29 protein-coding genes are annotated in these 25489 nt (G+C 61.0%); 17 read left to right on the top strand and 12 right to left on the bottom strand.

Annotation, left to right across the window (positions count from 1 at the left end; translation table 11 throughout):
• Positions 1–2: 2 nt before the first annotated feature.
• A complete protein-coding gene (locus QZR30_RS06040) occupies positions 3–1007 on the top strand; it encodes an aspartate carbamoyltransferase catalytic subunit (protein WP_046069930.1) in 1005 nt (334 codons plus the stop codon).
• Positions 1004–2275: a dihydroorotase gene (locus QZR30_RS06035; protein ID WP_046069931.1), complete on the top strand. Its 1272-nt coding sequence runs from the start codon at positions 1004–1006 to the stop codon at positions 2273–2275. Before QZR30_RS06040 ends, QZR30_RS06035 begins: the two co-directional genes overlap by 4 nt.
• A gap of 119 nt (positions 2276–2394) precedes the next feature.
• Here the strand turns inward: QZR30_RS06035 and QZR30_RS06030 are convergent, their stop codons facing one another.
• The gene (locus QZR30_RS06030; protein ID WP_056846962.1) at positions 2395–2823 is read right to left on the bottom strand and encodes a TM2 domain-containing protein; all 429 of its coding nucleotides are present in this window, start codon (positions 2821–2823) and stop codon (positions 2395–2397) included.
• A gap of 249 nt (positions 2824–3072) precedes the next feature.
• On the opposite strand from QZR30_RS06030, the gene QZR30_RS06025 reads away from it, so the two are divergent.
• The gene (locus QZR30_RS06025) at positions 3073–3711 is read left to right on the top strand and encodes a C40 family peptidase (protein WP_046069933.1); all 639 of its coding nucleotides are present in this window, start codon (positions 3073–3075) and stop codon (positions 3709–3711) included.
• A gap of 77 nt (positions 3712–3788) precedes the next feature.
• Here the strand turns inward: QZR30_RS06025 and QZR30_RS06020 are convergent, their stop codons facing one another.
• Positions 3789–4823 (bottom strand): type IV pilus twitching motility protein PilT, encoded by a 1035-nt coding sequence (locus tag QZR30_RS06020; protein WP_068965673.1) that lies wholly within the window; start codon positions 4821–4823, stop codon positions 3789–3791.
• 57 nt (positions 4824–4880) lie between these two features.
• Here QZR30_RS06020 and QZR30_RS06015 point away from each other — a divergent pair, with 57 nt between their 5' ends.
• The 9 genes from QZR30_RS06015 (at position 4881) to QZR30_RS05975 (ending at position 11556) form a co-directional block, all read left to right on the top strand.
• Positions 4881–5567: a YggS family pyridoxal phosphate-dependent enzyme gene (locus tag QZR30_RS06015; protein ID WP_043046293.1), complete on the top strand. Its 687-nt coding sequence runs from the start codon at positions 4881–4883 to the stop codon at positions 5565–5567.
• Between the two features lie 34 nt (positions 5568–5601).
• Positions 5602–6420: a pyrroline-5-carboxylate reductase gene (proC, locus tag QZR30_RS06010; protein ID WP_311903042.1), complete on the top strand. Its 819-nt coding sequence runs from the start codon at positions 5602–5604 to the stop codon at positions 6418–6420.
• 25 nt (positions 6421–6445) lie between these two features.
• On the top strand, positions 6446–7033 hold the full coding sequence (locus QZR30_RS06005; RefSeq protein WP_046069937.1) for a YggT family protein: 588 nt from the start codon (positions 6446–6448) through the stop codon (positions 7031–7033).
• Positions 7034–7174: 141 nt separating this feature from the next.
• Positions 7175–8317 carry a homoserine O-succinyltransferase MetX gene (gene metX / locus QZR30_RS06000; RefSeq protein ID WP_046069938.1) on the top strand — a complete coding sequence of 381 codons (1143 nt, stop codon included), beginning with the start codon at positions 7175–7177 and terminating at the stop codon, positions 8315–8317.
• Between the two features lie 25 nt (positions 8318–8342).
• Positions 8343–8963, top strand: a complete 621-nt coding sequence (metW, locus tag QZR30_RS05995; protein WP_046069939.1) for a methionine biosynthesis protein MetW — start codon at positions 8343–8345, stop codon at positions 8961–8963.
• 21 nt (positions 8964–8984) lie between these two features.
• Positions 8985–9422: a DUF4426 domain-containing protein gene (locus tag QZR30_RS05990; RefSeq protein ID WP_046069940.1), complete on the top strand. Its 438-nt coding sequence runs from the start codon at positions 8985–8987 to the stop codon at positions 9420–9422.
• Positions 9419–10012: an RdgB/HAM1 family non-canonical purine NTP pyrophosphatase gene (rdgB, locus tag QZR30_RS05985; RefSeq protein WP_046069941.1), complete on the top strand. Its 594-nt coding sequence runs from the start codon at positions 9419–9421 to the stop codon at positions 10010–10012. The genes QZR30_RS05990 and rdgB overlap by 4 nt, the downstream gene beginning before the upstream one ends.
• The gene (gene hemW / locus QZR30_RS05980; RefSeq protein WP_046069942.1) at positions 10009–11211 is read left to right on the top strand and encodes a radical SAM family heme chaperone HemW; all 1203 of its coding nucleotides are present in this window, start codon (positions 10009–10011) and stop codon (positions 11209–11211) included. The genes rdgB and hemW overlap by 4 nt, the downstream gene beginning before the upstream one ends.
• A gap of 21 nt (positions 11212–11232) precedes the next feature.
• Entirely contained in the window at positions 11233–11556 is a 324-nt protein-coding gene (locus QZR30_RS05975) for a DUF3392 domain-containing protein (protein WP_003176691.1), read from the top strand.
• Between the two features lie 141 nt (positions 11557–11697).
• On the opposite strand, the gene trmB is transcribed toward QZR30_RS05975, so the two are convergent.
• From trmB to QZR30_RS05955, 4 genes are all read right to left on the bottom strand, one after another.
• Positions 11698–12423, bottom strand: coding sequence for a tRNA (guanosine(46)-N7)-methyltransferase TrmB (gene trmB, locus QZR30_RS05970; protein WP_032878921.1), 726 nt, complete (start codon positions 12421–12423; stop codon positions 11698–11700).
• A gap of 9 nt (positions 12424–12432) precedes the next feature.
• The gene (locus QZR30_RS05965) at positions 12433–13227 is read right to left on the bottom strand and encodes a thiazole synthase (RefSeq protein ID WP_032884143.1); all 795 of its coding nucleotides are present in this window, start codon (positions 13225–13227) and stop codon (positions 12433–12435) included.
• A 64-nt stretch (positions 13228–13291) separates the two neighbouring features.
• A complete protein-coding gene (gene thiS / locus QZR30_RS05960; protein ID WP_046072595.1) occupies positions 13292–13492 on the bottom strand; it encodes a sulfur carrier protein ThiS in 201 nt (66 codons plus the stop codon).
• A gap of 71 nt (positions 13493–13563) precedes the next feature.
• On the bottom strand, positions 13564–13944 hold the full coding sequence (locus QZR30_RS05955; protein ID WP_046069943.1) for a DUF423 domain-containing protein: 381 nt from the start codon (positions 13942–13944) through the stop codon (positions 13564–13566).
• A 74-nt stretch (positions 13945–14018) separates the two neighbouring features.
• Here QZR30_RS05955 and mtgA point away from each other — a divergent pair, with 74 nt between their 5' ends.
• Positions 14019–14741 carry a monofunctional biosynthetic peptidoglycan transglycosylase gene (gene mtgA, locus QZR30_RS05950; RefSeq protein ID WP_046069944.1) on the top strand — a complete coding sequence of 241 codons (723 nt, stop codon included), beginning with the start codon at positions 14019–14021 and terminating at the stop codon, positions 14739–14741.
• A gap of 131 nt (positions 14742–14872) precedes the next feature.
• Here the strand turns inward: mtgA and rpoH are convergent, their stop codons facing one another.
• The 4 genes from rpoH to ftsY all read right to left on the bottom strand — a co-directional run bounded on the left by rpoH (position 14873) and on the right by ftsY (position 18920).
• Positions 14873–15727, bottom strand: a complete 855-nt coding sequence (gene rpoH / locus QZR30_RS05945) for an RNA polymerase sigma factor RpoH (RefSeq protein ID WP_003176698.1) — start codon at positions 15725–15727, stop codon at positions 14873–14875.
• A gap of 129 nt (positions 15728–15856) precedes the next feature.
• Complete coding sequence (gene ftsX / locus QZR30_RS05940) at positions 15857–16879, bottom strand: permease-like cell division protein FtsX (RefSeq protein ID WP_046069945.1); 1023 nt, start codon at positions 16877–16879, stop codon at positions 15857–15859.
• The gene (gene ftsE / locus QZR30_RS05935; RefSeq protein WP_003195112.1) at positions 16876–17547 is read right to left on the bottom strand and encodes a cell division ATP-binding protein FtsE; all 672 of its coding nucleotides are present in this window, start codon (positions 17545–17547) and stop codon (positions 16876–16878) included. Before ftsE ends, ftsX begins: the two co-directional genes overlap by 4 nt.
• Positions 17544–18920, bottom strand: a complete 1377-nt coding sequence (gene ftsY, locus QZR30_RS05930; protein ID WP_046069946.1) for a signal recognition particle-docking protein FtsY — start codon at positions 18918–18920, stop codon at positions 17544–17546. The genes ftsE and ftsY overlap by 4 nt, the downstream gene beginning before the upstream one ends.
• 338 nt (positions 18921–19258) lie before the next feature.
• Between ftsY and QZR30_RS05925 the strand changes: the two genes are divergently transcribed.
• The 4 genes from QZR30_RS05925 to QZR30_RS05910 are packed head-to-tail and all read left to right on the top strand — an operon-like array spanning position 19259 to position 23761.
• Positions 19259–20614 carry a M16 family metallopeptidase gene (locus QZR30_RS05925; protein ID WP_046069947.1) on the top strand — a complete coding sequence of 452 codons (1356 nt, stop codon included), beginning with the start codon at positions 19259–19261 and terminating at the stop codon, positions 20612–20614.
• A complete protein-coding gene (locus tag QZR30_RS05920) occupies positions 20607–22097 on the top strand; it encodes a M16 family metallopeptidase (protein WP_059396646.1) in 1491 nt (496 codons plus the stop codon). The genes QZR30_RS05925 and QZR30_RS05920 overlap by 8 nt, the downstream gene beginning before the upstream one ends.
• Positions 22097–22714 (top strand): 16S rRNA (guanine(966)-N(2))-methyltransferase RsmD, encoded by a 618-nt coding sequence (gene rsmD, locus QZR30_RS05915; RefSeq protein WP_068965679.1) that lies wholly within the window; start codon positions 22097–22099, stop codon positions 22712–22714. The genes QZR30_RS05920 and rsmD overlap by 1 nt, the downstream gene beginning before the upstream one ends.
• Before the next feature lie 51 nt (positions 22715–22765).
• The gene (locus tag QZR30_RS05910) at positions 22766–23761 is read left to right on the top strand and encodes a hydrolase (protein ID WP_046069950.1); all 996 of its coding nucleotides are present in this window, start codon (positions 22766–22768) and stop codon (positions 23759–23761) included.
• A gap of 120 nt (positions 23762–23881) precedes the next feature.
• Here QZR30_RS05910 and QZR30_RS05905 read toward each other — a convergent pair whose 3' ends face one another.
• Both QZR30_RS05905 and QZR30_RS05900 read right to left on the bottom strand, forming a co-directional pair.
• The gene (locus QZR30_RS05905) at positions 23882–24736 is read right to left on the bottom strand and encodes a sulfurtransferase (RefSeq protein ID WP_311903034.1); all 855 of its coding nucleotides are present in this window, start codon (positions 24734–24736) and stop codon (positions 23882–23884) included.
• 34 nt (positions 24737–24770) lie between these two features.
• Positions 24771–25442 (bottom strand): TetR/AcrR family transcriptional regulator, encoded by a 672-nt coding sequence (locus QZR30_RS05900; RefSeq protein WP_005792294.1) that lies wholly within the window; start codon positions 25440–25442, stop codon positions 24771–24773.
• Positions 25443–25489: the final 47 nt, after the last annotated feature.

The raw sequence follows: 25489 nt of genomic DNA, 5'->3' as shown, positions 1-25489 counted from the left end.
CGATGACGCCTCTAGATGCCAAGCGCCCGCTGCAGCTCAATGCTCAGGGCCAGTTGCAACATTTCTTGTCCCTCGACGGTTTGCCCCGCGAACTGCTCACCGAAATCCTCGATACCGCTGACTCGTTCCTCGAGGTCGGTGGCCGGGCGGTGAAGAAGGTCCCGCTGCTGCGCGGCAAAACCATCTGCAACGTGTTCTTCGAGAACTCTACCCGTACCCGTACCACCTTTGAACTGGCGGCCCAGCGGCTGTCGGCCGACGTGATCACGCTGAACGTGTCGACCTCGTCGGCGAGCAAGGGCGAGACCCTGCTCGACACCCTGCGCAACCTGGAAGCCATGGCCGCCGACATGTTCGTGGTACGCCATGGTGACTCCGGCGCCGCGCACTTCATTGCCGAGCACGTGTGCCCGAACGTCGCGATCATCAACGGCGGCGACGGCCGCCACGCCCACCCGACCCAGGGCATGCTCGACATGCTCACCATCCGTCGGCACAAGGGCAGCTTTGAAAACCTCTCGGTGGCCATCGTCGGCGACATCCTGCATTCGCGGGTGGCGCGCTCGAACATGCTGGCCCTGAAGGCCCTGGGTTGCCCGGATATCCGCGTGATCGCACCCAAGACCCTGTTGCCCATCGGTATCGAGCAATACGGCGTGACGGTCTACTCCGACATGACCACAGGCCTCAAGGATGTGGACGTGGTGATCATGCTGCGCCTGCAACGCGAGCGCATGGCCGGTGGCCTGTTGCCGAGCGAAGGCGAGTTCTACCGTCTGTTCGGCCTGACCACTGCACGCCTGGCGGGCGCCAAGCCGGACGCCATCGTGATGCACCCGGGGCCGATCAACCGCGGTGTGGAAATCGAGTCGGCGGTGGCCGACGGCCCGCAGTCGGTGATCTTGAACCAAGTGACCTACGGTATCGCCGTGCGCATGGCCGTGCTGTCCATGGCCATGAGCGGGCAAACCGCGCAACGTCAATTCGAGCAGGAGCAGGCCCAGTGAAGCTCAGCATTCTCGGTGCCCGAGTCATCGATCCAGCCAGTGGCCTGGATCAAGTTACCGATCTACATCTGGATGCCGGCAAGATCATCGCCATCGGCGCAGCGCCCGCTGGCTTCGGCGCCGTCGAGAGCATCGACGCCAAGGGCCTGGTGGCCGCGCCAGGGCTGGTGGACCTGAACGTCGCCCTGCGCGAGCCGGGCTACAGCCGCAAAGGCAATATCAACAGCGAAACCCAGGCCGCGGCGGCCGGTGGTGTGACCAGCCTGTGCTGCCCGCCCAATACCAAGCCGGTGCTGGATACTTCGGCGGTGACCGAACTGATCCTCGACCGCGCCCGCGAAGCCGGCAATTGCAAGGTGTTCCCTATCGGCGCCCTGAGTAAAGGCCTGGATGGTGAACAACTGGCCGAACTGATCGCCCTGCGGGACGCCGGTTGCGTGGCTTTCGGCAATGGCCTGGACAATTTCCGCAGCACGCGCACCCTGTGCCGCGCCCTGGAATACGCGGCCACTTTCGACCTGACGGTGATCTTCCACTCCCAGGACCGCGACCTGGCCGAAGGCGGCCTGGCCCATGAAGGCGCTGTCGCCAGCTTCCTCGGCTTGCCGGGCATTCCGGAGACCGCCGAAACCGTGGCCCTGGCCCGTGACCTGCTGCTGGTGGAGCAAAGCGGTGTGCGTGCGCATTTCAGCCAACTGACCAGCGCCCGGGGCGCGGCCCTGATTGCCCAGGCCCAGGCCCGAGGTTTGCCGGTGACGGCAGATGTCGCCTTGTACCAGCTGATCCTGACGGATGAAGCGCTGATCGACTTTTCCAGCCTGTATCACGTGCAGCCGCCCTTGCGCACCAAGGCCGACCGTGATGGTTTGCGGGCGGCGGTGAAGTCGGGCGTGATATCGGCGATCTCCAGCCATCACCAGCCCCATGAGCGCGACGCCAAGCTGGCACCGTTTGGCGCGACCGAGCCGGGCATCAGCAGCGTGGAGTTGTTGCTGCCGTTGGCGATGACGTTGGTGGAGGACGGCTTGCTCGACCTGCCAACGCTGCTGGCACGCTTGAGCGCCGGCCCGGCTCAGGCCCTGCGCCTGCCGGCGGGCAAGCTTGAAGTCGGTTCGCCAGCGGACCTGGTGCTGTTTGACCTGGGCAGCTCGACGGTGGCAGGGGAGCATTGGTTGTCCAAGGGTGAAAACTGCCCGTTCATTGGCCACAGCCTGCCGGCGACGGTGCGGTACACCTTGATGGATGGGCGGATCAGCTACCAGGCCTGATGCTGGCAAAACTGTAGGAGCGAGCTTGCTCGCGAAAAACGTATAGGCGACGAGGGCAGCCTGTCAGCACTGCGTCATCGTTGACGTTCTTCGCGAGCAAGCTCGCTCCTACAGGTTATTCAGCGGCCGTTATTGCGCTCGGCATTGCGGATCGAAATCTGCGTATTCAACGTCCAGAAGTCATACAGCACCCCCAGCAGGAACAAACCGCCGGTCAGCAGGTAGATCAGGCCGGTGATCCATTTGCCTTGGTACATACGGTGCACACCGAACACACCCAGGAATGCCAACAGAATCCACGCGACGTTGTATTCGATCGGCCCGGCGGTAAAACGCAGGTCGGCTTCACGGTCCATGGCCGGGATCAGAAACAAGTCGATCAGCCAGCCAATACCCAGCAGGCCGAAGGTGAAAAACCAGATCGTACCGGTCACGGGTTTGCCGTAGTAAAAGCGATGCGCCCCGGTAAAACCGAAAATCCACAGCAGGTAACCGATCACCTTGCTGTGGGTGTCTTGCTGCTGAGCAACCTGTTGATAGGTGTTCATGAAGTACCTCTTTTGCTTCGATAGATAAATTTTTTCATTTTCTTTGTGACTTTTTTACGAGCGCCCGACGTACGGCAAATGGTATCTTCCTGCCCTCAAAGCCTTATGCCACCTGACTTGTGTAGGACAATTGCGGCAATTCGTCGCGTTTTTCCTGAATTTGACCCCAAGGTTCAGTCGACAAACGGCCTGAGGACGACACAAAAAGCTGTTATAAAGTTGCGCGCAAACCCATAAGAGCCACGCCTAATGCGACCATTTTTCAAGACATGGCTGACCATCTGCCTATTAATGCCACTGGCCGCCCACGCCACCAATCGTGAGCAACGACTTCCGAACGTCAATGGTTTCACCCCTAAAGTCCACAGCACAACCAGTACGGCCAAATCGGCAAAGCTGACCGTCAACCGCCCAACTCAACTGAGCAAGGCCCACGGTAAAGCAACTCCCGGCCTGATGGCGGTGAACACCAAGCAAAGCAGCAACGTGCTCAGCCGCGCCGTCAACGTGCTCGGTACTCCTTATCGTTGGGGCGGCAGCAGCCCAAGTAAAGGGTTCGACTGCAGCGGCTTGGTGAAATATGCCTTTAACGATGTAAAAGCGGTGGATTTGCCACGCACTTCCAACGCCATGGCGGCCGGTCACGGCTTGAAGGTTGATCGCAAAGACCTTAAGCCAGGCGATCTGCTGTTCTTCAAGTTGAAGAGCCGCCAGGTCAACCACGTTGCCATCTACCTGGGCAACGACCGCTTTATCCACGCGCCACGCCGTGGCAAGTCGGTAAGCATCGACACGCTGAAAAAGCCGTTCTGGGACAAGAACTACGTGATTGCCAAGCGGGTGCTGCCGAAAGAGCAGAACAGCAACCTGCGGATCGTGCAGCGCTGATATTCAGCTGGAATACAGTAAACAATGCGGGAGGGGGCAAGCCCCCTCCCGCATGTGGTTTCATTGTTTGAAAAATTTCATATGTCTGCAGGCACCCTCGCCTTCTCTCGCGCATCGTCTCGACTGACCACGCCTCGCGCAACCAACGCCTTCAAACTCATATCCAGCGTCTTCATCCCCAACGCCCCACCGGTCTGAATCGCCGAGACCACCTGCGCCACCTTGTCCTCGCGGATCAGGTTCCGGATCGCCGGCGTGCCCAGCATGAGTTCATGAGCCGCCACGCGCCCGCCGCCGACCTTCTTCACCAGCACTTGGGACACCACCGCCTGCAACGACTCCGACAGCATTGAGCGAACCATGGCCTTTTCCCCGGCCGGGAAGACGTCTATCAGCCTGTCCACGGTCTTTGCTGCCGATGAAGTGTGCAGGGTGCCAAATACCAGGTGCCCGGTCTCAGCGGCCGTCAGCGCCAGGCGAATGGTTTCCAGGTCGCGTAGCTCACCCACCAGTATCACATCCGGGTCTTCCCGCAGGGCCGAGCGCAGGGCGACCGAAAAGCTGTGGGTATCGCGGTGCACTTGGCGCTGGGTGATCAGGGACTTTTTCGGCCTGTGGATAAATTCAATAGGATCTTCCAGGGTGAGGATATGCTGGCGTCGATGCTGGTTAAGGTGGTCGATCATCGCGGCCAAGGTGGTGGACTTACCCGAGCCGGTGGGCCCAGTGACCAATACCAGGCCGCGTGGAAGCTGGGCGATACGCTGGAAAACCTCGCCCAGCCCCAGGTCTTCCAGGCTCTGGACCTCGGTCGGGATAGTGCGAAATACCGCACCCACGCCGCGGTCCTGGCGGAACACGTTGGCTCGAAAACGCGCCACCCCGGGCAACTCGAAGGCAAAATCCGTTTCAAGAGATGTTTCGAAATCCTTTTGTTGGTGTTTATTAAGCAACGGGCACACCAGGTCGACCATTTGCGATGCCTCAAGCACCGGCCAATCCATGGGCCAGACCTCGCCATCGATGCGCAGCATTGGCACCAGGCCGGCCGAGAGATGCAGGTCGGAGGCGCCTCGGCTTACGCTGGCCGTCAGCAATTGCGTGATATCCATAGGGCTTTCCATTTCCAGTAGAATGCCGCGGACTCCATATCCACGGGTGCAACTTGAATGTCGACGATAGCAGACAACATCGGCCTGGTTAGCCAGCGCATCCGCGCCGCAGCCGAGGCCGCGCAACGTGACGCAAGCAGCATCCACCTGCTGGCCGTGAGCAAGACCAAGCCTGCCCAGGCGGTGCGCGAAGCCTATGCCGCCGGTATGCACGACTTTGGCGAGAATTACCTGCAGGAAGCCCTGGGCAAACAGGCCGAATTGACCGACCTGCCCTTGAGTTGGCACTTCATCGGCCCCATTCAATCGAACAAGACTCGCGCCATCGCCGAGAACTTCGCCTGGGTGCATTCCGTGGACCGCCTGAAAATCGCACAACGCCTGTCCGAACAACGCCCGGCCGACCTGCCGCCGCTGAATATCTGCATCCAGGTCAATGTTAGCGGTGAAGCCAGCAAGTCCGGCTGCACGCCTGCCGACCTGCCGGCCCTGGCCAATGCCATCAGCGCGTTACCGCGCCTGAAGCTGCGTGGCCTGATGGCGATCCCCGAGCCAACTGAAGACAGGGCCGCGCAGGATGCAGCGTTCGCCAGGGTGCGCGACCTGCAAGCCAGCCTGGACCTGGCGCTCGACACACTTTCCATGGGCATGAGCCATGACCTTGAGTCGGCCATCGCCCAAGGCGCCACCTGGGTGCGCATCGGTACCGCCCTGTTTGGCGCCCGCGATTACGGCCAGGCGTGAAATGGCTGACTTCCCTCGAAAATAAGGACCTGTCATGAGCAACACGCGTATTGCCTTTATCGGCGCCGGTAACATGGCGGCCAGCCTGATAGGCGGCCTGCGGGCCAAGGGCCTGGACGCCGAGCAGATCCGCGCCAGCGACCCGGGCGCCGAAACCCGCGAGCGCGTCAGCGCCGAGCACGGTATCGAAACGTTTGCCGACAACGCCGAGGCCATCCATGGCGTCGACGTGATCGTACTGGCGGTCAAGCCCCAGGCCATGAAGGCCGTGTGCGAGAGCCTGCGCCCAAACCTGCAACCTCATCAGCTGGTAGTGTCCATTGCCGCCGGTATCACCTGCGCCAGTATGAACAGCTGGCTCGGTGCCCAGCCCATCGTGCGCTGCATGCCTAACACCCCGGCGCTGCTGCGCCAAGGCGTCAGCGGCTTGTATGCCACCCACGAAGTCACAGCGCAGCAACGCGAACAGGCCGAGGAGCTGCTGTCTGCCGTGGGCATCGCCGTGTGGCTGGAGCAGGAGCAGCAGCTGGATGCGGTTACCGCTGTTTCCGGCAGCGGCCCGGCCTACTTCTTCCTGTTGATCGAGGCCATGACCGCAGCCGGCGTCAAGCTGGGCCTGCCCCATGATGTCGCCGAGCGACTGGCCGAACAAACAGCCCTGGGCGCCGCGAACATGGCCGTCGGCAGCGATGTGGATGCCGCCGAGCTGCGCCGTCGTGTAACGTCCCCGGGCGGCACTACGCAAGCCGCCATCGAATCGTTTCAAGCCGGGGGCTTTGAGGCCCTGGTGGAAACAGCACTGGGTGCCGCGGCACATCGTTCAGCCGAGATGGCTGAGCAACTGGGCAAATAGTCGTCCCTTACCAAGGTAATCAAACATGCTCGGAATCAATGACGCTGCCATTTTTATCATCCAGACCCTGGGCAGCCTGTACCTGCTGATCGTGCTGATGCGCTTTATCCTGCAACTGGTGCGGGCCAACTTCTACAACCCCCTGTGCCAGTTCGTGGTCAAGGCCACGCAGCCACTGCTCAAGCCGCTGCGCCGGGTGATCCCGAGCCTGTTCGGCCTGGACATGTCCTCGCTGGTGCTGGCGTTGCTGCTGCAAATCCTGCTGTTCGTGGTGATCCTGATGCTCAACGGCTACCAGGCGTTCACCGTGCTGTTGTTGCCATGGGGGCTGATCGGTATTTTCTCGCTGTTCCTGAAGATCATCTTCTGGTCGATGATCATCAGCGTGATTCTTTCGTGGGTCGCACCGGGCAGCCGTAGCCCGGGCGCCGAATTGGTGGCCCAGATCACCGAACCGGTGCTGGCGCCGTTCCGTCGCCTGATCCCGAACCTGGGTGGCCTGGATATCTCGCCGATCTTCGCGTTTATCGTGATTCAGCTGATTCAGAGCTGGGTGATTCCACGCCTGGCGTACTTTGCGTACATGCCCAAAGAGCTGTTCGGCCTGATCTGAAATATGCAAAAAATTGTGGGAGGGGGCTTGCCCCCTCCCACATTTGTATCTTTGTATTGAATTGAATCCGTGCAGGCCTTTGCTTGCCGCTGGGGGCCCCGCTCTTTAGACTTACGCCTCATTTAAACGAGAGCAGGGTCGATGCCAGCTGCCTTCCCCCCCGATTCCGTTGGACTGGTCGTGCCCCAAGTGGCGCACTTCAGCGAACCGCTGGCCCTGGCCTGCGGCCGTTCGTTGCCCGCCTACGACCTGATCTATGAAACCTACGGCGAACTGAACGCCACGGCGAGCAACGCCGTGCTGATCTGCCACGCCTTGTCCGGCCATCATCACGCTGCCGGCTTCCACTCTGTGGACGAGCGCAAACCCGGCTGGTGGGACAGCTGCATCGGCCCCGGCAAACCCATCGACACTAACAAGTTCTTCGTGGTCAGCCTCAACAACCTCGGCGGTTGCAACGGTTCCACCGGCCCCAGCAGCCTCAACCCGGAAACCGGCAAGCCGTTCGGCGCGGACTTCCCGGTGCTGACCGTGGAAGACTGGGTGCACAGCCAGGCACGCCTGGCCGACCTGCTGGGCATCGGCCAGTGGGCCGCAGTAATTGGCGGCAGCCTGGGCGGCATGCAGGCGCTGCAATGGACCATCAGCTACCCGGACCGCGTCCGCCATTGCCTGGCCATCGCCTCAGCGCCCAAGCTGTCGGCGCAGAACATCGCCTTCAACGAAGTGGCGCGCCAGGCCATCCTCACCGACCCCGAGTTCCACGGCGGTTCGTTCCAGGAAGCCGGCGTGATCCCCAAGCGTGGCCTGATGCTGGCGCGGATGGTGGGGCATATCACCTACCTGTCCGACGATTCCATGGGCGAAAAATTCGGCCGTGGCCTCAAGAGCGAGAAGCTCAACTACGACTTCCACAGCGTCGAGTTCCAGGTAGAAAGCTACCTGCGTTATCAGGGCGAAGAGTTTTCCGGGCGTTTCGACGCCAACACCTACCTGCTGATGACCAAGGCCTTGGACTATTTCGACCCGGCCGCCAACCACGGCGACGACCTGGCGAAAACCTTCGAGAACGTCACGGCCAAGTTCTGTGTGATGTCATTCACCACTGACTGGCGTTTCTCGCCGGCCCGCTCCCGTGAGCTGGTGGACGCCCTGATGGCCGCCAAGAAAGACGTTTGCTACCTGGAAATCGATGCTCCACAAGGCCACGATGCCTTCCTGATCCCGATCCCGCGTTACCTGCAGGCGTTTCGCAACTACATGAACCGAATCACGCTTATATGAATTGCTTACGCTTTGGGAGAACGCCATGAGAGCCGACCTGGAAATCATCCAAGACTGGATCCCCGCCGGCAGCCGCGTGCTCGACCTGGGTTGCGGCGATGGCGAGTTGCTGAGCTGGCTGCGCGACAACAAGCAAGTCACCGGCTACGGCCTGGAAAACGACCCGGACAACATCGCCCAGTGCGTGGCCAAGGGCATCAATGTAATCGAGCAGGACCTGGACAAAGGCCTGGGCAACTTTGCCAGCAACAGCTTCGACATCGTGGTGATGACCCAGGCCCTGCAAGCGGTGCACTATCCGGACCGCATCCTTGACGAAATGCTGCGCGTCGGCCGCCAATGCATCATCACCTTCCCCAATTTCGGTCACTGGCGCTGCCGCTGGTACCTGGCCACCAAGGGCCGCATGCCGGTCTCGGATTTCCTCCCGTATACCTGGTACAACACGCCGAACATCCACTTCTGCACCTTCGAAGACTTCGAAGCCCTGTGTGGCGAGCGTGAAGCCAAGGTGATCAACCGTCTTGCCGTCGATCAACAGCACCGCCACGGCTGGGCGAGTAAGCTATGGCCCAATCTGTTGGGCGAAATCGGTATTTACCGGGTCAGCAGCCCTGGCCTGTCCGACCACAAAGTTGCCGTCTAATCATCTTCAAGAGGAACGTTCATGAGTCGTTTGGCTATTTTTCTATTGACCGCATGCCTGGGCGCCAGCGCCATGGCCGCCGACGCTATCGACGCTAATCGCAAGAAGGATTTTGGCGATATCACCGTCCACTACAACACCTTCACCTCCAGCTTCCTGCCACCCGAGACCGCTCAGAAAGTCGGCGTGGTGCGCAGCAAGGAGAAGGGTCTGATCAATGTGACTGTGATCAAGGGCGTGGCCCCGGTCGCGGCGCAGGTGACCGGCACCATCAAGGATCTGGGTGGCAAGAGCGAGATCCTGACGTTCAAGCAAATCGAAGAAAAAGGCGGGATCAGCTATCTCGCGCCCTATTCGGTGACCCAGCGCGAATACAAGACGTTTACCATCAACGTTGAAACCGGCGGCAAAGCCCATGGTTTCCAATTCAATCAAGAACTGTTTCCGGCCGACCGATGAATCTCTCCCAACTGGTATTGGCCAGCCATAACGCTGGCAAACTCAAAGAACTGCAAGCCATGCTCGGCGAATCAGTGCAACTACGCTCGATTGGCGAGTTCAGCCAGATCGAGCCGGAAGAGACCGGCCTGTCGTTCGTTGAAAACGCCATCCTCAAGGCACGCAATGCCGCGCGCATCTCCGGCCTGCCGGCGTTGGCGGACGACTCGGGCCTGGCAGTGGACTTTCTCGGCGGCGCCCCCGGCATCTATTCGGCCCGTTATGCCGATGGCAAGGGCGATGCGGCCAACAATGCCAAACTGCTCGACGCCCTCAAGGACGTGCCGGATGCCGAACGCGGCGCACAGTTCGTCTGCGTTCTGGCCCTGGTGCGGCACGCCGATGACCCGTTGCCGATCCTGTGCGAAGGCTTGTGGCAGGGGCGCATCCTGCACGCCGCCAGCGGCGAACATGGCTTTGGCTACGACCCATTGTTCTGGGTGCCGGAGCGCAATGTTTCCAGCGCCGAACTGAGCCCGGCCGACAAGAACCAGATCAGCCACCGCGCCCGCGCCATGGCCTTGCTGCGCCAGCGCCTGGGCTTGAAATGACCCAGAACACCTCTGCGCAGCCGCTGATCCATGGTGGCGCGCAAACACCACGGGCGGCCCTGCCCCACCTGCCGCCCTTGGCGCTGTACATCCACATCCCTTGGTGCGTGCGCAAATGCCCGTATTGCGACTTCAACTCCCACACCGCCAGCAAGGTGCTGCCGGAAGAAGAGTATGTAGATGCATTGCTGGCGGATCTGGATCAAGACCTGCACGCCGCTTATGGCCGGGAACTGAGCTCGATTTTCTTCGGTGGCGGCACCCCTAGCCTGTTCAGCGCCGCCGCGTTGGGGCGCTTGCTCAGGGGTGTGCAAGCGCGCATCCCGTTTGCCACGGATATCGAGATCACCCTGGAAGCCAATCCCGGGACCTTCGAGCAAGAGAAGTTCGTGGCCTACCGCAAGTTGGGGATCAATCGCCTGTCCATCGGCATCCAGAGTTTCCAGCAGGAAAAACTTGAGGCCCTGGGTCGCATCCACAATGGCGATGAAGCCGTGCGCGCTGCCGGTATGGCCCGCCAGGCAGGGTTCGATAACTTCAACCTGGACTTGATGCATGGCCTGCCCAACCAGTCCCTGGACGACGCCCTCGGCGACCTGCGCCAGGCCATTGCGCTTAATCCGACGCACCTGTCTTGGTACCAACTGACCCTGGAACCCAACACCGTCTTCTGGAACCAGCCGCCCGCGCTGCCGGAAGACGACACGTTGTGGGATATCCAGGAAGCCGGCCAGGCCCTGCTCGCCGAGCACGGTTACGCGCAATACGAGGTGTCGGCCTACGCCCAACCGGGGCGGCCGGCGCGACATAACCTGAATTACTGGAGCTTTGGCGACTTTATCGGCATTGGCGCTGGCGCCCACGGCAAGCTCAGCCACCCGGACGGGCGCATCGTGCGCACCTGGAAAACCCGTGCGCCCAAGGACTATCTCAATCCGGCCAAAAGCTTCCAGGCCGGGGCGAAAGAACTGACCAACGACGAGCTGCCGTTCGAGTTCCTGATGAACGCTTTGCGCCTGACCGAGGGCGTCGATGCCAGGCTCTACGCCGAACGCACCGGGCTCGAGCTGGCCAGCCTCGACGAAGGCCGCCGCGAGGCAGAACAAAGTGGCTTGATGCAGGTCGAACCGTCACGCCTGGCGGCAACCGACCGCGGGCAACTCTTTCTCAATGACCTGTTGCAGAAGTTTTTGAGCTGATAGCTCTTTTAAGGAAATCGAATGGATCTGGTACTCGACCTGCTCGCCACCGTATCCCGCTGGAGCCGTAGCAACCTGTCGGAAATCTCCCTGGCACTCGTGGGCTGCTTGCTGGTGCTGTTCGGCGCCGATATCAAGGGCTGGGTCGAAGCGCGCCTGGGCAGCATCGCTGGCGCCTTGCGCGTGCCCTTGATGGCCCTGCTGTGCATGATCGGCAGCGGTGCGGCGTTGATCTACGCTACGCCGTGGATTGTGCGGGGGTTGAGCCAGTTCAATAACTACAGCCTGGCGCCGGTGTTGGTGGTGGTGCTGGTGTTGATTGGGGTGGTGGCAGACCGCCGCTGATCTCGAACCCAACACAAAACAAAATGTGGGAGGGGGCTTGCTCCCGATTGCGGTGTATCAGCCAAAGATTTGGTGGCTGACACCCTGCTATCGGGAGCAAGCCCTCTCCCACATTTGATTGCATTTCAAGCTGATGACTGTTTAAGCCAACTTCTCAAACTTCAAATCCCACACCCCATGCCCCAACCGCTCACCACGGCGCTCAAACTTGGTGATCGGCCGCTCGGCCGGGCGCGGCACGCACTTGCCATCTTCCGCCAGGTTGCGGTAGCCAGGGGCGACGTTCATCACCTCCAGCATGTATTCCGCGTACGGTTCCCAGTCGGTGGCCATGTGCAGGATACCGCCCACTTTCAGCTTGCTGCGCACCAACTCCGCAAAGGACGCCTGGACGATACGACGCTTGTGGTGACGGGCTTTGTGCCATGGATCGGGGAAGAACAGCATCAGGCGGTCGAGGCTGTTGTCGGCGATGCAGCGGTTGAGCACTTCAATCGCATCGCAGTCGTAGACTCGCAGGTTGGTCAGGCCCTGGGTGAGCACGCCGTTAAGTAACGCACCAACGCCTGGACGGTGCACTTCCACACCGATGAAATCCTGCTCCGGTGCGGCCGCGGCCATTTCCAGCAGGGAGTGGCCCATGCCGAAGCCGATTTCCAGGGAACGTGGGGCCGAACGGCCAAAGACCTGGTCGTAATCAACCGGCGCATCGGCCAGAGGCAACACGAACAGCGGCGTACCTTGTTCCAGGCCCTTCTGCTGGCCTTCGGTCATGCGACCGGCGCGCATCACAAAACTCTTGATGCGGCGGTGCTTGGACTCGTCGCCTGCTTCCACGGTGTTCGGCGTTTCGTTTGATTCAGTCATCAATAGCTCTTACTTGATCAGACCATCCAGCGGCGAAGAGGCGCTGGCATAGAGTTTTTTCGGCATGCGCCCGGCGAGGTAGGCCAGGCGGCCCGCGACGATCGCGTGTTTCATGGCTTCGGCCATCATGATCGGTTGCTGGGCGTGGGCGATGGCCGAGTTCATCAGCACCGCATCGCAGCCCAGTTCCATGGCGATGGTTGCATCGGAGGCTGTGCCCACGCCCGCATCCACCAGCACCGGGATCTTGGCTTCTTCAAGGATGATCTGCAGGTTGTACGGGTTGCAGATGCCCAGGCCGGAACCGATCAACCCAGCCAGCGGCATAACGGCGATACAGCCGATTTCGGCCAGTTGGCGGGCAATGATCGGGTCATCGCTGGTGTAGACCATCACGTCGAAGCCTTCCTTGACCAGGGTTTCAGCGGCCTTGAGGGTTTCGATCACGTTGGGGAACAGGGTTTTCTGGTCGGCCAGCACTTCCAGCTTCACCAGGTTGTGGCCGTCGAGCAGCTCACGAGCCAGGCGACAGGTGCGCACGGCTTCGATGGCGTCATAGCAGCCAGCGGTGTTCGGCAAGAAGGTGTAGCGATCCGGCGACAGCACTTCGAGCAGGTTCGGTTCGCCTTCGATCTGGCCAAGGTTGGTGCGGCGCACGGCGAAGGTGACGATCTCGGCACCCGAGGCTTCGATGGCCAGACGGGTTTCTTCCATGTCGCGGTACTTGCCGGTGCCGACCAGCAGGCGGGACTGGTAGGTACGACCGGCCAGGACGAAAGGCTTGTCGCTACGAACGATGCTCATGGGAAATCCTCTGTTTGGATGAGGTTCTGCAGAATGCGGGTTGACGCACTTGGGCGCCGGGCGGCTAGCCGCCGCCGATGGCGTGGACCACTTCGACCTGGTCACCTTCGACGAGCGCGGTCTCGGCGTGCTGGCTACGCGGAACGATATCCAGGTTGAGCTCCACTGCGACGCGTCGCCCGGTCAGGTCCAGGCGGGTCAGCAGGGCCGCGACGGTTTCGCCATCGGGCAGTTCAAAGGATTCGCCGTTCAACTGAATGCGCATGCCACGGGCCGCCATCGTTTTTAGGGGCCAGTATTCTAGCTCGATTGGAACCTAAAGGTCAGCTCCAAGCGTCAAGCGGTCAGCTGCAAGCGCCAGGCCGCAAGGCCGAGGAAGAACCAGCCGAGCAGGAATGCCAGCCCGCCGAAGGGCGTGATGATCCCCAGTTTGCTGATGCCGGTCAGGGTCAGCGCATACAGGCTGCCGGAAAACAGCAGAATACCGACGGTAAACGAGATGCCCGCCCAGCTGACCAACCGCCCAGGAATATGTGCCGCCAGTAAGGCCACGCCGAACAGCGCCAGGGCGTGCACCAACTGGTAGGTCACACCGGTGTGAAAGATCGCCAGGTACTCGGCGCTCAGGCGGTTTTTCAGGCCGTGGGCGGCAAACGCCCCCAGGGCGACACCGGTAAAGCCGAAAAAGGCAGCCAGCATCAGAAAGCTACGCAGCATGGGGAACTCCAGTCAGACTCATCGGGCAGGGTCTGTATAATGGCCCGCTCAACGGGTTCGGCCAAGCCATCTCTATGCTGCGTGTCCTCTTCAAACGCTTTCTCAACGTCGTGAAATGGTTTGCCATCGGCAGTGTGTTGCTGGTGCTGCTGTTCAGGGTTGTCCCGCCACCGTTCACTGCATTGATGGTGGAGCGCAAGGTCGAATCCTGGATCGACGGTGAGCCCATTGACCTGCAACGCACCTGGGTGCCGTGGGATGAGATTTCCAACGACCTGAAAGTGGCAGTGATGGCCGGTGAAGACCAGCGCTTCCCGCAACATTGGGGTTTTGATTTTGGTGCGATCCAGGCGGCGATCCAGCACAACGAGCGCGGCGGTTCGATTCGCGGCGCCAGCACGTTGAGCCAGCAGGTGTCGAAGAACCTGTTCCTGTGGGCCGGTCGCAGTTATCTGCGCAAGGGCCTGGAGGCGTGGTTTACCGGGTTGATCGAGGTGCTGTGGCCCAAGGAGCGGATTCTTGAGGTGTACCTCAACAGCGTGGAGTGGGATGAAGGTGTGTTTGGTGCAGAGGCGGCGGCGCGGCACCATTTTGGCGTGAGTGCCAAAGGCCTTTCACGGCAACAGGCCAGTTACCTGGCGGCTGTATTGCCTAATCCGCGGGTGTGGAGTGCCAGCCACCCGACAGCTTACGTGGCGCGACGGGCGGCGTGGATTCGTCAGCAGATGAGTCAGTTGGGTGGGGATGGCTACCTGACTGAGCTGAACAACTCTCGAAAAGCCCCCTGGTCCAACTGACACAATACAAAATAACTGTGGGAGGGGGCTTGCTCCCGATAGCAGAGTGTCAGTCAACATCAAAGTGACTGATCTATCGCTATCGGGAGCAAGCCCCCTCCCACATTTTCAAACCAGCATTGCCAGCTGGATTAAGCGGCGATCGACAGCTTCAACTTGTTCATCGCGCTTTTCTCAAGCTGACGAATCCGCTCGGCCGACACGTTGTACTTCTGCGCCAGGTCGTGCAGCGTGGCTTTCTCTTCCGCCAGCCAGCGCTGGTAGAGGATGTCGCGGCTGCGGTCGTCCAACACTTCCAGCGCTTCATGCAGGTTGTGGTTGGAGTTGTCGCTCCAGTCGGCGTCTTCCAATTGACGAGCCGGGTCGTACCGGTGGTCTTCCAGGTAGTTGGCCGGCGATTGGAAGGCGCTGTCGTCATCCGCTTCGGCGGCTGGGTCGAAGGCCATGTCATGGCCGGTCAGGCGGCTTTCCATCTCGCGCACTTCACGAGGCTCCACACCGAGGCTTTCGGCCACGCGGTGGACTTCCTCATTGTTCAGCCATGCCAGGCGTTTCTTCTGGCTACGCAGGTTGAAGAACAGCTTGCGCTGGGCCTTGGTGGTCGCCACTTTCACGATGCGCCAGTTGCGCAGGATGAACTCGTGGATTTCCGCCTTGATCCAGTGCACGGCAAACGACACCAGGCGCACACCCATTTCAGGGTTGAAGCGCTTTACAGCCTTCATCAGGCCGACGTTGCCTTCCTGGATCAGGTCAGCCTGGGCCAGGCCGTAGCCGCTATAGCTACGGGCGATATGTACGACAAAACGCAGGTGGGCGAGCACCATCTGCCGAGCCGCCCCCAAATCCTGCTCATAGTAGAGACTCTCGGCCAGTTCACGCTCCTGCTCGGGCGTCAGCAATGGAATGCTGTTGACCGTGTGCACATAGGCCTCCAGGTTCGCACCTGGGACCAAGGCATAAGCAGGTTGCAAAGAAGTGGTCATACGAAAAAACCTCCGACTCACATAACTCGTGCAGTTCAGCACTGCGAAAATTGACCGGGAACCGTAGGACAAGTTCCCTAAACCACTGATACGGTCAATACAAACGAAACCACATTACCCTGGCATTAACTACTTCGGCGCCAGCTCACGTAAATGCCGTGCTACCGCAATCCAGGCACCGATATACCCCAACAGGACCGCGCCAAGCAAGAGACTCAGACCATCGGCAACCGGCACCCCGGCCAAGGCAAAATCACTGCCATACAAACCGGCCAGCCCAACTACCGCGTCGTTCAGCCAATCAAGGCCAAACGCCAGCACGCCCCAGGACAAAACCCCGGCACCCAAGCCATAAAGCGCGCCCATGTATAGAAAAGGACGACGCACATAGCTGTCCGTGCCGCCGACCAGTTTAATCACTTCTATCTCGGTGCGACGGTTTTCAATATGAAGACGAATGGTATTACCTATCACCAAAAGTAATGCAGACACCAACAGCACCGTCAAACCGAACACAAAGCGGTCGCCCAGCTTGAGGATCGCGGCCAGACGCTCTACCCAGACTAGATCAAGTTGCGCCTGTTGCACCTTCGGCATCTCTGCGAGTTTTTGTCGTAGGGCCTCCAGGGCCGGCTTATCGACTTCGTTCGGCGTCACCAGCACCACGCCAGGCAATGGGTTCTGCGGCAGCTCCTTGAGCGCCTCGCCCAGGCCGGATTGCTGTTGGAACTCTTCAAGGGCCTGGTCGCGGCTGATGTACTCGGCCTCGGCAACGCCCGGGATGTTCTTGATGTCGTCGCGCAGCGCTTCGCCGTCCTTGCTGCTGGCGTCCAGGTTCAGATACAGCGAAATCTGCGCCGCACGCTGCCAGGAGCCACCCAGGCGCTCGACATTATTAAGCAGCAGCGACAAGCCCATCGGCAGGCTCAACGCCACGGCCATCACCAGGCAGGTGAAGAAGCTGCCTATCGGCTGCTTGCCCAGGCGGCGCAGGCTGTCGACCAGGCTGGCCCGATGGCTTTCGATCCAGGCATGCAGCAAGGTGCCGAAGTCAGGACCGTCGTCTTCGTCGCGCTTTTTCTTCGGTGGTTGCGGGTCGGCCGGTTTCGGCGCCACGCGTTCGGACACTTTAGGACTGCGAGTGGCACTCATACGCCGGCCTCCCCATCACCAATCAGGCGACCGCGTTGCAGGGTCAGCATCCGATGACGCATGCGGGCGATCAGGGCCAGGTCGTGGCTGGCGATCAGTACGCTGGTGCCCAGGCGGTTGATGTCTTCGAACACGCCCATAATCTCGGCCGCCAGGCGCGGGTCGAGGTTGCCGGTAGGTTCGTCCGCCAGCAACAAGGCCGGACGGTGGACGATGGCGCGAGCAATACCGACGCGTTGTTGCTGGCCGGTGGACAGGTCGCCAGGGAAGAGATCGGTCTTGTCCGACAAGGCTACGCGCTCCAGGGCCGAGTCCACGCGCTTGACGATCTCGGCCTTGGACAACCCGAGGATCTGCAACGGCAAGGCCACATTGTTGAAGACCGTGCGGTCGAACAGCAACTGGTGGTTCTGGAACACCACGCCGATCTGACGGCGTAGGAACGGAATCTGTGCATTGCTGATGGTCGCCAGGTCCTGGCCTGCCAGCAGCAACTTACCGGTGGTCGGGCGTTCCATGGCCAGCAACAGACGCAACAGCGTACTTTTGCCCGCACCCGAATGCCCGGTGACAAACAGGAATTCGCCGCGCCGCACCCGAAAGCTCAGCTCATGCAAGCCCACATGCCCGTTGGCATAGCGTTTACCGACCTGTTCGAATCGAATCATGAACGCTCCCGCTCGGCAAACAGCGCCTGTACAAAGGGTTCGGCTTCAAAAGTGCGTAAGTCATCGATGCCTTCACCGACACCGATATAACGAATCGGCAACCCGAACTGTTTAGCCAGGGCGAAAATCACACCGCCCTTGGCCGTGCCGTCGAGCTTAGTCAATGCCAGGCCGGTCAGTTGCACCGTCTGGTTGAATTGCTTGGCCTGGCTGATGGCGTTCTGGCCAGTGCCGGCGTCGAGCACCAGCAAGACTTCGTGCGGCGCGTCGGCATCGAGCTTGCTGATGACACGGCGGACTTTTTTCAGCTCTTCCATCAGGTTGTCTTTGGTGTGCAGGCGCCCGGCGGTATCGGCGATCAACACATCGATATTCCGAGCCTTGGCCGCTTGCACGGCATCGAAGATCACCGAAGCGGAATCGGCACCGGTGTGCTGGGCGATCACCGGAATCTTGTTGCGCTCACCCCATACCTGCAATTGCTCGACCGCGGCGGCACGGAAGGTGTCACCGGCGGCGAGCATGACTTTCTTGCCCTCACCCTGCAGCTTCTTGGCCAGCTTGCCGATGGTGGTGGTCTTGCCGGCGCCGTTAACGCCGACCACCAGGATCACGAACGGCTTGTTCGGCGTGATCACCAGCGGCGCCTCCACCGGCTTGAGCATCGCCGCCAGTTCGGCCTGCAAGGATTTGTACAGGGCATCGGCGTCGGTCAACTGCTTGCGTGCGACCTTCTGGGTCAGGCTCTGGATGATCACGGCGGTGGCTTCGACGCCCACGTCGGCGGTGAGCAGGCGGGTCTCGATGTCTTCCAGCAGCTCATCATCAATGACCTTCTTGCCCAGGAACAGGCTGGCCATGCCTTCACCAATGCTGGCGCTGGTCTTGCTCAAGCCCTGCTTGAGACGGGCGAAGAACCCGGTCTTGCTGGTTTCGGCAGGGACGGTTGGCTCTTCGATCACAGCGGGAGCGGCAATCTGCACGGGCGCAGGCTCGACCGATGCTTCGACAACCACCGGCTGCGGCTCTATAACCACCGGGATCGGCGGAGCCACATGCTCGGCCTGCACATCTTCAACCAGTGCTACAGGCTCTTCGGCCACCGGCAATTGCGGCCACGGTTTGTGCTCGGGTTCAGGCTCGGGCTCTGCCTCGACCACGGGCTGCAATACCGGCTCGGCCATCGGCAACACCACCGGCGCCGGGGTATCGGCAACCGGTTCGGCTTCTACTAAAGGCTCAGGAACGGGCTCGGGTTGAACCTGCGGCTGTTCGACGACGGTTTCCTGCGGCTTTTTGCGCAGCCATCCGAACAGGCCTTTTTTCTCGCCAGCCGCAGCTGGGCTCTTCTTGTCGTCGTTGGAACCAAACATGGAGGACGGCTATCTCAAAGTAGCGATGCGCCAGGGCGCCTCGGTAAATAAATTCGATGCAGAACAGACTGCTTTAACGCCCGCTTGTTCATGCGCAACATTTTGTAAGGCGTAAATAAAGGCCTTGGCAAATCGTTTCAATATAGGACTGAAGCGATAAAATCGGCGAAAAGTTGAAGATCGTCGGGGAAAAACACCCTCTATTCCAACATTCCTACGACTGGATCCAGGACTAGATGACAACCGCAGTGGCCGTCTCTAAATCGGATCAGTATCCTAGCACCTCCTCGCCCGCCGACGCTAAGACCAAGCGGGCAGCCCAACAGGTTTAAAAACGAATGAATGCTCTAGCCCGCCGCGCCGCAGGCCTGCTGCTCAGCACAGTTTGTCTGCCCCTCTCAGCCTTGGCTGCCGACCCACAACCCACCCATGAATTCACCCTGGATAACGGCCTTAAAGTGGTCGTGCGCGAAGATCATCGTGCGCCCGTGGTGGTTTCCCAGGTCTGGTACAAGGTTGGCTCAAGCTACGAAACCCCGGGCCAGACCGGTTTGTCCCACGCCCTGGAACACATGATGTTCAAGGGCAGCGCCAAGGTTGGCCCAGGCGAAGCCTCGCTGATCCTGCGTGACCTGGGCGCCGAAGAAAACGCGTTCACCAGCGATGACTACACCGCCTATTACCAGGTGCTGGCCCGCGACCGCCTGGGCGTGGCCTTCGAACTGGAAGCCGACCGCATGGCCAGCCTGCGCCTGCCGGCCGACGAGTTCAGCCGCGAAATCGAGGTCATCAAGGAAGAACGCCGCCTGCGCACCGACGATAACCCGATGTCCAAGGCCTACGAGCGTTTCAAGGCCATGGCCTTCCCCGCCAGCGGCTACCACACGCCGACCATCGGCTGGATGGCTGACCTGGACCGCATGAAGGTCGAGGAGCTGCGCCACTGGTACCAATCCTGGTATGTGCCGAACAACGCCACCCTGGTGGTGGTCGGCGACGTGACCCCGGACGAGGTGAAAAACCTGGCCCAGCGTTACTTCGGCCCGATCCCCAAGCGTGACGTGCCACCGGCGAAGATCCCAATGGAGCTGCCCGAGCCTGGCGAGCGCCTGCTGACCCTGCACGTGCAGACCCAACTGCCGAGCGTATTCCTGGGCTTCAACGTCCCTGGCCTTGCCACTGCCGAAGACAAGCGCTCGGTACAAGCCCTGCGCCTGATCTCGGCCCTGCTGGACGGCGGCTACAGCGCACGTATCTCCGAACAACTGGAGCGTGGCGAGGAGCTGGTGTCTGCCGCTTCCACCAACTACGACGCCTATACCCGTGGCGATACGCTGTTCATGCTGTCGGCCACACCCAACCAGCAGAAGAAAAAGACCGTAGCCCAAGCCGAAGCCGGCCTGTGGCGCCTGCTTGATGAGTTGAAAGCCAAGCCGCCGACTGCCGAAGAACTGGAACGGATCCGTGCTCAGGTGATTGCCGGCCTGGTGTACCAGCGCGACTCCATTACCAGCCAGGCCACGGCCATCGGCTCCCTGGAAACCGTCGGCCTTTCCTGGAAACTGATGGACAGCGAGTTGGCCGATCTGCAAAGCGTCACGCCGGAAGATATCCAGAAAGCTGCCCGCACCTATTTCACCCGCGAACGTCTGAGCGTCGCCCATGTTTTGCCTGAGGAGAGCGCTCATGAATAATCGTAAAAGCAGCCGCCTGATCCTGCCCGGCCTGATCGCTGTCACCCTGGTCGCGGCCAGTGCCGTGTATTTCCTGCGCCCGAGCGAGTCGGTCGCCAGCCAAGCCCTGGACAAGGCCCAATCGGCCAGCACCCTGCAATCCCTGGCAGAACTGGACGGCAAGGCACCGACCAACCGCAAGCTCGATGTGCAGACCTGGACCACAGCCGAAGGCGCCAAGGTGCTGTTCGTCGAAGCCCATGAACTGCCGATGTTCGACATGCGCATCCTGTTCGCTGCCGGCAGCAGCCAGGATGGCGATACGCCGGGCCTGGCACTGATGACCAATGCCATGCTCAACGAAGGCGTGCCGGGCAAGAATGTCAGCCAGATCGCCAGTGGTTTTGAGGGCCTGGGTGCCGACTTCGGCAATGGCGCCTACCGCGACATGGCGCTGGTCTCCCTGCGCAGCCTGAGCGACAGCGATAAGCGCGAAGCAGCCCTGACACTGTTTGACCAAGTGATCGGCCAGCCGACGTTCCCGGCGGACTCCCTGGCACGGATCAAAAATCAGATCCTCGCCGGTTTCGAGTACCAGAAGCAGAACCCCGGCAAGCTGGCGAGCATTGAGCTGTTCAAGCGCCTGTACGGCGACCACCCTTATGCGCACCCAAGCGAAGGCACCTCCGAGAGCGTGCCGAAGATCACCTTGGCGCAGTTGCAGGCGTTTCACGCCAAAGCCTATGCGGCCGGTAATGCGGTGATTGCGGTGGTGGGCGATCTGACCCGCGCCGAAGCCGAGGCCATGACGGCCAAGGTCTCTGCGTCGCTGCCCAAAGGCCCGGCCATGGCCAAGATTGCCCAGCCGACCGAGCCAAAACCCGGCCTGAGCCGCATCGAGTTCCCATCCAAGCAAACCCACTTGCTGTTCGCGCAACTGGGGATCGACCGCGCTGATCCGGACTACGCCGCTTTATCCCTGGGCAACCAGATCCTCGGCGGCGGCGGCTTCGGCACCCGCTTGATGAGTGAAGTGCGTGAGAAGCGCGGCCTGACCTACGGTGTGTACTCCGGTTTCTCACCGATGCAGGTGCGTGGCCCGTTCATGATCAACCTGCAGACCCGCGCCGAAATGAGCGGTGGCACCCTGCGCCTGGTTGAAGACGTGCTGGCTGACTATCTCAAGACCGGCCCGACGCAAAAAGAACTGGATGACGCCAAGCGCGAACTGGCTGGCAGCTTCCCGCTGTCCACCGCGAGCAATGCCGATATCGTCGGGCAGTTGGGCGCCATGGGTTTCTACAACCTGCCGCTGAACTATCTGGAAGATTTCATGAAACAATCCCAGGCCCTGACCGTAGAGCAGGTCAAGGCAGCCATGAACAAACACTTGAGCGCCGACAAGATGGTCATCGTGACCGCCGGCCCGACGATTGCGCAAAAGCCACTACCGCCCCCCACTGATAAACCTGCCGAGCAGCCGCTCGGGGTTCCGGAGCATTAATGGCCAGTTCATCTCGCCCGAAAAAACCTGTCCACAACGTACATAACGGTGTGGGCCAACTGCGCATCATTGGCGGTGAATGGGGCAGCCGCAAGCTGAGCTTCCCCGACGTCGTCGGCCTGCGCCCGACGCCGGACCGCGTGCGTGAAACCCTGTTCAACTGGCTCGCGCCGTATATCGGCGGGGCCAAGGTGCTTGATCCGTTCGCCGGCAGTGGCGCGTTGTTCCTGGAGGCGCTGTCCCGTGGTGCCGCCCAGGGCCAGGCGCTGGATGCCAGTAATGTGGCAGTGTCCAGCCTCAAGGAGCACCTGGGCACGCTGCGCTGCAATACCGGCCAGGTGCAGACGGCTGACGCGCTGCGCTATCTGGAAACCCAGGCGGCCACGGAATATGACGTGGTGTTTCTCGACCCGCCGTTCAACCAGAACCTGCTGCCGACCGTGTGCGCATTGCTGGAAGAACGTCAGTGGTTGGCACCGGATGCCTGGGTCTACACTGAAAGCGAGACCGCGCCGTCCACACTCGGCCTGCCGGGCAGCTGGCGCCTGCACCGGGAGCAGAAATCCGGGCGGGTGTATTACGCACTGTGGCACCGGTTGGTCGAAAACGCCGCTTAACCTGTGGCGAGGGAGCTTGCCACGGCGAGCTCACTGGCTACCGAGAGTTTCATGACCCCCTCTTCCGACTTGTTCAAACCCGCCTTCGGCCTCGGCAACCCCCACCTGCAAACATTGTGGGGGCCGCTGTGGCGCCCGACGACCCACATCGAGCGCCAGCGCGAACGCCTGTGGCTGGAAGACGGCGACTTCCTCGACCTCGACTGGCACGGCCCCCACGATGCACAGGTACCATTGGTGCTGGTGTTGCATGGCCTCACCGGTTCGTCCAACTCACCTTACGTGGCCGGCCTGCAAAAAGCCCTTGCCGCCCAAGGCTGGGCCAGCGTCGCATTGAACTGGCGGGGCTGCTCCGGCGAGCCGAACCTGCTTGCCCGCAGCTATCACTCCGGCGCCAGCGACGACTTGGCGGCGGCGATTGCCCATCTGCGCACCAAGCGGCCTCTGGCTCCCTTATATGCCGTAGGGTATTCACTGGGCGGCAATGTGTTGCTCAAGCACCTGGGGGAAACCGGCATGGCTTCGCAGCTGCAAGGCGCGGCGGCGGTGTCGGTGCCGTTTCGCCTGGACCAGTGTGCTGACCGCATCGGCTTGGGGTTTTCGCGGATCTATCAGAAACATTTCATGCGCGAGATGCTGGCGTATATCCGCGTCAAACAGCGCCAGTTTTTGCAGGATGGCCGTGAGGAAGGGCTCAAAACCCTGAACGCATTGGGCTCCCTGGAAAAGATGCGAACGTTCTGGGACTTCGACGGGCGGGTGACGGCGCCGTTGCATGGTTTTATGAGTGCTGAGGATTACTATCGCCGCGCTTCCAGTCGCTACTACCTGGGCGATATCCGCACGCCAACGCTGATCATCCAGGCGGCCGATGATCCCTTTGTGTTTGCTCATAGCCTGCCCGAGGCGAGTGAACTCTCGGAGTGCACCGAGTTTGAATTGCTGGCAAAGGGTGGGCACGTGGGGTTCGTGGAGGGCTCGCTGAAACGCCCAGGCTATTACCTGGAACGCCGCATCCCACAATGGCTACTGGCACAACATGGATAAAAATGTGGGAGGGGGCTTGCTCCCGATTGCAGTGGGTCAGCTAAAGATAAGCTGACTGTTACACCGCTATCGGGAGCAAGCCCCCTCCCACATTTTGATTGGGTTTACAGGGGCGATTGCTCAGTCGCCTGTTGCAATTTCCCGCGCCGGCTCCGTAATCCACTCACTCCACGACCCCGCATACAACTTGCCCAACGGATATCCCGCCAACGCCAGCGCAAACAGGTTATGGCACGCCGTCACCCCCGAACCGCAGTACGCCACCAACTCCTCCGGCGGACGCCCCTTTAACTGCGCAGCAAAGCGCTGCTTGAGCTGCTCGGCCGGCAGAAAGCGCCCGTCACCGCCCAGGTTTTCAGTAAACGCTGCGCACTGCGCGCCTGGGATGTGCCCGGCAATCGGATCGATGGGCTCAACCTCTCCACGAAAGCGCGGCTGGGCGCGGGCATCGATCAGGGTCAAGCCAGGTCGGCCCAGGCGTTTGTGCAAGTGTTCGGCATCCAGCACCAACCGGTGATCCGGCGCTCCGGCAAAGGTGCCCGGTTCGATCACTGGTGCATCCAGGCTCAAGGGGAAACCAGCGACATGCCAGGCCTTGAGGCCACCGTCGAGAATAAACACGCCCTCCCGCTTGCCCAGCCAGGCCAGCAGCCACCAGGCACGGGCGGCATAGGCGCCTGGGCCATCGTCATATAGCACCACATCGGTGTCGGCACTGATGCCCCAGGCCCGTAGCTGCTTGGCGAACGTGTCTGCTGCTGGCAAAGGATGACGACCCGTCACGCCCTTGGTTACCGGGCCGCTGAGGTGGCGCTCCAGGTCGGCGTATTGAGCCCCCTCGATATGCCCTTCGGCGTAACTGCACAGCCCGTAGTCCGGGTCTTCCAGGGCAAAGCGGCAATCCAGGATCACCAGCCCGGCCGACTTCTGGCGCTCGGCCAATTGCTGGGGGCTGATCAGTTGGGCAAGCGGCATGACGGACTCCTGTGAATACAAAGGGGGAAAGGTCCTACTTCACTTCTTCCAGTGCCTGGTTCAACGGCACGTAAAACTCTTTGAACAAGGCGTCCACCGCCTCTTTGGCCTGGGGCGTGACAAAACCAGCCTCCAGTACCAGCACCTGATACACCCCGCGCTTGATCGCCTCGGCGCTCAAGTGGGTGGATTTCTCATTGGTGGTGCACAGGAATCGCACCCACGAGGTCAGGATTATCCAGGCGTTCAGGGTCAGGGCTTCGGTTTGCACCGGGTCCATATTGAGAATGCCTGCGTCGACAAACCCCTGGTAGATGGCACCACCCTGGATCAGGCAACGCTGGGAAAACCGCCGGTAGCCGGTGGCCAGCTCCGGGTCGCTTTCGAGTAAATGTTCAAGATCGCGGTGCAGGAAACGATAACGCCACATGCCCGCCAGCACGGCCTGCAGATAAAAGCGCTTGTCTTCCACCACCATAGTGCGCCCCTGGGGCGGGCGCAGGAAACTGTCCACCAACGCTTCATATTCGCGAAACAGCACGGCGATGATCGCCTGCTTGTTGGGGAAGTGGTAGTACAGGTTACCCGGGGAAATTTCCATGTGGGCGGCAATGTGGTTGGTGCTGACACTGCGCTCGCCCTGCTGGTTAAAAAGCTCCAGGCTGGTTTGCACAATGCGCTCGCTGGTCTTTACTCGTGGTGCCATGGGGGATCAGCTTCTATACACGGGATGGGCCATCTTACGGCCTATGC

The sequence above is a fragment of the Pseudomonas sp. rhizo25 genome, assembly GCF_031931935.1.
Classification (GTDB): Bacteria; Pseudomonadota; Gammaproteobacteria; order Pseudomonadales; family Pseudomonadaceae; genus Aquipseudomonas; species Aquipseudomonas synxantha.
This window is presented reverse-complemented; position numbering and strand designations above follow the sequence as displayed.

Excerpts from the sequence above, each read along its gene's own strand:
- QZR30_RS05900 (WP_005792294.1), bottom strand. The coding sequence starts at position 25,442 with ATGGCACCACGAGTAAAGACCAGCGAGCGCATTGTGCAAACCAGCCTG.
- QZR30_RS05905 (WP_311903034.1), bottom strand. The coding sequence starts at position 24,736 with ATGCCGCTTGCCCAACTGATCAGCCCCCAGCAATTGGCCGAGCGCCAG.
- QZR30_RS05910 (WP_046069950.1), top strand. The coding sequence starts at position 22,766 with ATGACCCCCTCTTCCGACTTGTTCAAACCCGCCTTCGGCCTCGGCAAC.
- metX (WP_046069938.1), top strand. The coding sequence starts at position 7,175 with ATGCCAGCTGCCTTCCCCCCCGATTCCGTTGGACTGGTCGTGCCCCAA.
- QZR30_RS06020 (WP_068965673.1), bottom strand. The coding sequence starts at position 4,823 with ATGGATATCACGCAATTGCTGACGGCCAGCGTAAGCCGAGGCGCCTCC.
- ftsY (WP_046069946.1), bottom strand. The coding sequence starts at position 18,920 with ATGTTTGGTTCCAACGACGACAAGAAGAGCCCAGCTGCGGCTGGCGAG.
- rdgB (WP_046069941.1), top strand. The coding sequence starts at position 9,419 with ATGAATCTCTCCCAACTGGTATTGGCCAGCCATAACGCTGGCAAACTC.
- QZR30_RS06015 (WP_043046293.1), top strand. The coding sequence starts at position 4,881 with ATGTCGACGATAGCAGACAACATCGGCCTGGTTAGCCAGCGCATCCGC.
- QZR30_RS05990 (WP_046069940.1), top strand. The coding sequence starts at position 8,985 with ATGAGTCGTTTGGCTATTTTTCTATTGACCGCATGCCTGGGCGCCAGC.
- metW (WP_046069939.1), top strand. The coding sequence starts at position 8,343 with ATGAGAGCCGACCTGGAAATCATCCAAGACTGGATCCCCGCCGGCAGC.
- QZR30_RS06005 (WP_046069937.1), top strand. The coding sequence starts at position 6,446 with ATGCTCGGAATCAATGACGCTGCCATTTTTATCATCCAGACCCTGGGC.
- QZR30_RS06030 (WP_056846962.1), bottom strand. The coding sequence starts at position 2,823 with ATGAACACCTATCAACAGGTTGCTCAGCAGCAAGACACCCACAGCAAG.
- QZR30_RS05955 (WP_046069943.1), bottom strand. The coding sequence starts at position 13,944 with ATGCTGCGTAGCTTTCTGATGCTGGCTGCCTTTTTCGGCTTTACCGGT.
- mtgA (WP_046069944.1), top strand. The coding sequence starts at position 14,019 with ATGCTGCGTGTCCTCTTCAAACGCTTTCTCAACGTCGTGAAATGGTTT.
- hemW (WP_046069942.1), top strand. The coding sequence starts at position 10,009 with ATGACCCAGAACACCTCTGCGCAGCCGCTGATCCATGGTGGCGCGCAA.
- rsmD (WP_068965679.1), top strand. The coding sequence starts at position 22,097 with ATGGCCAGTTCATCTCGCCCGAAAAAACCTGTCCACAACGTACATAAC.
- QZR30_RS05965 (WP_032884143.1), bottom strand. The coding sequence starts at position 13,227 with ATGAGCATCGTTCGTAGCGACAAGCCTTTCGTCCTGGCCGGTCGTACC.
- trmB (WP_032878921.1), bottom strand. The coding sequence starts at position 12,423 with ATGACTGAATCAAACGAAACGCCGAACACCGTGGAAGCAGGCGACGAG.
- ftsE (WP_003195112.1), bottom strand. The coding sequence starts at position 17,547 with ATGATTCGATTCGAACAGGTCGGTAAACGCTATGCCAACGGGCATGTG.
- QZR30_RS06040 (WP_046069930.1), top strand. The coding sequence starts at position 3 with ATGACGCCTCTAGATGCCAAGCGCCCGCTGCAGCTCAATGCTCAGGGC.
- proC (WP_311903042.1), top strand. The coding sequence starts at position 5,602 with ATGAGCAACACGCGTATTGCCTTTATCGGCGCCGGTAACATGGCGGCC.
- QZR30_RS05925 (WP_046069947.1), top strand. The coding sequence starts at position 19,259 with ATGAATGCTCTAGCCCGCCGCGCCGCAGGCCTGCTGCTCAGCACAGTT.
- ftsX (WP_046069945.1), bottom strand. The coding sequence starts at position 16,879 with ATGAGTGCCACTCGCAGTCCTAAAGTGTCCGAACGCGTGGCGCCGAAA.
- thiS (WP_046072595.1), bottom strand. The coding sequence starts at position 13,492 with ATGCGCATTCAGTTGAACGGCGAATCCTTTGAACTGCCCGATGGCGAA.
- QZR30_RS05975 (WP_003176691.1), top strand. The coding sequence starts at position 11,233 with ATGGATCTGGTACTCGACCTGCTCGCCACCGTATCCCGCTGGAGCCGT.
- QZR30_RS05920 (WP_059396646.1), top strand. The coding sequence starts at position 20,607 with ATGAATAATCGTAAAAGCAGCCGCCTGATCCTGCCCGGCCTGATCGCT.
- rpoH (WP_003176698.1), bottom strand. The coding sequence starts at position 15,727 with ATGACCACTTCTTTGCAACCTGCTTATGCCTTGGTCCCAGGTGCGAAC.
- QZR30_RS06025 (WP_046069933.1), top strand. The coding sequence starts at position 3,073 with ATGCGACCATTTTTCAAGACATGGCTGACCATCTGCCTATTAATGCCA.